Genomic DNA, 4,854 nt, shown 5'->3' on the forward strand with positions numbered 1-4,854 from the left:
TACACGCAAGAGAACGTGCTTTTGCTTTACTCGATGCACAATCAGGCAAAGAATTGATCGATCCTTTTGAACAAATGACCGCACCAAATCTACTTTTACAAGACATCGTACCTGAAAGCGATGATGGATTGATCGTTGTAAAAGGAACGATTGACCAAAAAGCGGTCGTGGTGATCGCGATGGAAGGGAAATTCCAAGGTGGTGGAATCGGAGAAGTTTCTGGTGCCAAGATCATCGCGGCATTAACTCAAGCCTTGATCGATAATCAAAATGGAACAGAAATTTTCCCAATCTTTATCTTAGACACTGGTGGCGTACGACTACAAGAAGCCAACTACGGTCTATTGTCGATTTCTGAAATCGGGAATCTGATCGTGGCTTTAAAACAATATGTACCCGTGATCGGGATCGTTCCCGGACGTGTAGGATCATTTGGTGGGATGTCGATTACTTCAGCCTTGATGAGTTATTTGATCGCTACGAAAAAAGCGCGTATTGGATTAAATGGACCAGAAGTTATCGAACAAGAAGCTGGAGTACGAGAATTTGATTCAAGTGATAAAGATTTGATCTGGAATACGATCGGTGCGAGACAACGTTTGGCAGCTCATGCAGTCGATGAAGTCGTAGTCGATACTACAGAAACGATCCTTGCAGCAGTTAAAGAAGCTTTGGCAGAACGTAAAGATACGCATCGCAGCGAACGCTCAATAGAAAACCTTTCGCTATTGGCTAGTTTGGATCTATCTCAACCATTGGCAATCGACACATTTAATCAAACAATCGATCATTTAGAAGTAGAAGAGATTGCTTTACCTATGATCACAAGTGGTGAACAGGCAGCGAGTGAAAGTATCGGTTATCGTTGGTTTGAAGCATTAAGTGGTATTCCTTGTCCACAATCAAGTGTGTCAACGGTATTTTATGCACCGGGGACTTTAGGTGATCAAGAAGTCGTTTTTACGAGTATCGTAACGGATCCAGAAAATGAAATGTATCGTGTGCGTAACGGTGAAGTCGGACTTGTCGAAGGATTTAGGATGGGTCAAATTCTTGAACAGATCTATCAAGAAGATCGCAATCAAACGAAAAAACGTCCAGTTATCGCAATCATCGATGTACCAAGTCAAGCATATGGTTACAATGAAGAATTGATCGGAATCCATATTGCACTAGCAACAAGTGCAGCCGGTTATGCCAAATTACGTCAAGCTGGTCATCCCGTAATCGGCTTGATCGTCGGTAATGCGATTTCTGGTGCATTCTTAGCACATGGATTGCAATCTTCACGTTTAGTGGCACTAAATAATCCATCGATCAATATCCAAGCAATGTCTAAAGCAAGTGCTGGTCGCGTAACAAATCGTTCGATCGCAGAAATCGAAGCAGCCGCTCAAAAAGTACCTGCCATCGCTTATGATGTGACAAGCTTTAATAAATTAGGTGCGCTCTATGAATTTTTAACAGACATTACAACACAAGAACCAACTTCAGAAACGATTACAGCAGTGAAAGAAGCCTTACAAGCGGCAATTAGTGATGTGGTATCGAAAGAGGACTATATGTTAGAAGCCCGTTATACAAACGAACAAGCACAACAATTTGGTCGTGTGGAAACGAATAAGATCCGTGAAAAAATGAAAGCTGAGTGGTAAGTATGCACACTGCACCACATGATATCGTCAAAATCAAACGCGATGCAAGTATCTCTTGGCCATCTTGGTGTCCAGAGTCCGATCTATTTGCTACTGTGAGAAGAGGGCAAGTTGCGCCAGGTCAAGTAGCCTTAGGGTTAAGAGGAGCAAGTCGTTCACAACGATTTGCTTTTTCCCTACCCGAAGAAGCAATTTTAAGTGTAACGCATCCGAATGAACTAGTTGATCAAATACTTTTAGAGCCTAACAAGCAACGCTATCAAGTAGTTAAGCTTTATAAACAAGCACAAAAAATCTTAGTCGATCATGACTGGGGCGTCGGTGGAAGTCTAGGATTTGAACTTGCTACTGGAATCGATACGATCCACCCCAAAAGCGATCTAGATCTCGTGTTGTATTGTGAACAAAAAGCTGATTTACCGTTAGACCTTGTGAAGCGATATCCTACGTTTTTTGACCAAGTCGATTTACAAGTAATCACCAAAAAAGGTGGTTTTTTACTTAAAGAATATTTCCAATATCCAGATAAAAAAATATTATTAAAAACTTTAGCAGGTCCAGTTTTGACCTACGATTTGTGGTAAAAAAAACATAAAAAGAGAAGTGAAAAAATGATATGTCGTTTGAGAATGAGAAGTTAAAGATTAACGTAAGTGATTTTCAAAAAGTCTCAGCAGTAACTGCAGTAATTTTGCAAACAGTATTAGGTTTTGCGCTGGCCCATACGACAGACGGGGCAACACAATCTTTATTAGGTGCGCTTTATATTTTAGTGAAATATACCGCACCAATGTTTATTTTCGCGATTGTCTACAACATGGTAAAAGTGAGTCACAAACATCATTATTGGGACTTTTTAAAAGAAAAATGTCTTGAATTAGTCGTACCGTATATTTTGTGGACGATCGTTTATTTGGCGGTATTGCCAAATGTACAGCAAAAAGTTCCATATGATTCGATCGGGACCTTTTTGTTAAAATGTTTAGTCGGAGATGCCGGACCACATCTATGGTATACGATCATGATGCTACAGATCCAACTTTGTATGCCGTTATTCATTTGGTTAGGGTATAAAGTCTTTACTCAAAAACGCTTTGTTTGGCCAGTATTAGGTCTAGCAACGGTATTGTATGTTGCATGGTATGTGTTCTATCAACAGTTTATTTTTACTGGAAGTTATCATGATTCTTGGTATTTATTGGATCGTTTTGTTTTTAGTTTTTTGGTTTATGGTATTTATGGTGTAGCGGCTTTTCGCTATCACGAACAATTATTCAAGGTCTTGCACGTGGTTCGCTTTTTGATGGTTCCGGCGATCTTACTCAGTGGCATGGTCGCGATCCAAAACTTTTTAAATTATTCTGACGAAATTAGTTTTGGCAATACGACTTATTTGAACACGACACAAAGTATCTACAGTTTAGTCGTGATTTTAAGTGTTTTTTATCTTGCCTCTGTTTTGATTCAAAATAATTCACGTGTGTTGCCGGCAGTAAAATTTTTATCGACATATGCGTACCGTTCTTATTTAGCGAATGTTTTTGTCTTCCAAATGTTGGTAAAAGTCTTTGGTCCAACGTGGCTAAAATTGCCGACAGGTTGGATGATTATTTTTGCTTATTTCATGACAGTGATGGGATCATTTATCGTCGCGTATGGACTACATGTGATTTTTGAAGCGATACGTCCGAAAAAAGTCGTACCGCAAAAATATTCTAAAGTAATTTAAAGTGAGGGAACAAAAGGATGCAAACGACTCTGATAAAAACCGAAACTATTGCTAGCCAATTGGCATTATTCGCCGAGCAAGCATTGATCAAGGAAGTCACACTAACGCCTAAACCAGGGCTAGTGGATCGTCAATCAACTGGAGTACATACGGATATGGATTACGATCTCTTTATTCGATCAGCTAAAACCTTGACCCCCTATTTTCAAGAAATGGCGCTAGTCGGTATAACAGAAGGCATCTCCTCACGAACTCGTAAACAGATTGCTGCTATCGGTCGTTTGGCAGAACGGGCGATGCTTAAAGCAACAAATGGTGTCAATACACATAAGGGTGCGATTTGGTCATTAGGCTTACTTGTGACTGTGTCAGCCTACCAACTAAGTGAAGAAAATAAGCTTGATTTGACGCAATTATTTATGCAAGTGGCGACTTTAGTTCAATTTCCAGATGATTATACAGTCAATCAAGTCACGCATGGAGAAGCGGTCAAACAAAAATATCGGGTGAATGGTGCTTATGAAGAAGCTGCACAGGGATTTCCAACCTTGCAAAAAGCACTTCATATGGCAAAAGAGTATCCGCATGACGATTCGGATTATGCGTTGCGGGTACTGTCTTATCTCATCAGCCAAGTCGAGGATACCTGTATTTTATACCGTAGTGATCAAGATACGTTACGCAAGATACAAACGGTGGCGTATCAGGCAGCGAGTCATGCGATTCCCAATGTTTGGTTTGATCGATTGACGATATTGTGCCAACAAAAGCGGGTTTCTCCTGGAGGGAGTGCGGATCTTTTAGCTGCATTTTTCTTCATTGAATCCATGGATCAAGAATGACAACAATCATAATCAGCACGAAAAAGAGGGGATGACAAAAATTTGTCACACCCTCTTTTTTTTAGACTTTTCGGTAACGTTTAAGACCGACGATGTTTAAACAAGTAAACCCTACGATAAACAAGCATAATATGGAGAGATCCAGATAAATATCTGCCCAACCTTGTCCTTTGATCATAATATTAGACAAGGCCTGACCACCATAAGTCAGTGGAAAAAGATATGAGATCGTCTTGATCCAACTTGCCATACTATCTAGAGGGATCAAACCCGAAAAAAAGATTTGCGGGATCACAACGATCGGGATAAATTGCATCATTTGAAATTCTGAATTGGCAAAAGTCGAGACAAAGATTCCCATAGATAGAGCAGTTAACGCCATTAAAATATTGGTAAGGATGACCCAAAAGAGGCTTCCTACAATCGCCACCTTCAATACATAAAGTGAAAAGAATACGATGACCAAAGTCTGAATGATCGCAAATACACCATAACCTGCTAAATAACCAAAGACGAGTTCACTTCGTTTGACTGGTGTTGCCAACAAACGTTCCAGCGTACCGCTCGTGCGCTCACGCAATAGCGCGATACCTGAGATCAAAAATACAAAAAAGAAAACGAAAAAGCC

5 protein-coding genes are annotated in these 4,854 nt (G+C 40.2%); 4 read left to right on the plus strand and 1 reads right to left on the minus strand.

Translation table 11 applies throughout. The features are described 5' to 3' along the window. From mdcD to QZ413_RS00430, 4 genes are all read left to right on the plus strand, one after another. A partial coding sequence (gene mdcD / locus QZ413_RS00415; RefSeq protein ID WP_297074489.1) for a biotin-independent malonate decarboxylase subunit beta occupies positions 1-1,655 on the plus strand: 1,655 nt, incomplete at its 5' end. A 2-nt stretch (positions 1,656-1,657) separates the two neighbouring features. Then, complete coding sequence (locus tag QZ413_RS00420; protein WP_297074490.1) at positions 1,658-2,239, plus strand: malonate decarboxylase holo-ACP synthase; 582 nt, start codon at positions 1,658-1,660, stop codon at positions 2,237-2,239. Positions 2,240-2,271: 32 nt separating this feature from the next. After that, positions 2,272-3,384: an acyltransferase gene (locus tag QZ413_RS00425; RefSeq protein ID WP_297074491.1), complete on the plus strand. Its 1,113-nt coding sequence runs from the start codon at positions 2,272-2,274 to the stop codon at positions 3,382-3,384. 17 nt (positions 3,385-3,401) lie between these two features. After that, a complete protein-coding gene (locus QZ413_RS00430; RefSeq protein ID WP_297074493.1) occupies positions 3,402-4,226 on the plus strand; it encodes a triphosphoribosyl-dephospho-CoA synthase in 825 nt (274 codons plus the stop codon). A 61-nt stretch (positions 4,227-4,287) separates the two neighbouring features. On the opposite strand, the gene QZ413_RS00435 is transcribed toward QZ413_RS00430, so the two are convergent. Further along, positions 4,288-4,854: ABC transporter permease (locus QZ413_RS00435; RefSeq protein ID WP_297074495.1), on the minus strand; the 567-nt coding region annotated here is incomplete at its 5' end.

This window comes from uncultured Enterococcus sp., assembly GCF_913775425.1.
GTDB lineage: Bacteria > Bacillota > Bacilli > Lactobacillales > Enterococcaceae > Enterococcus_G.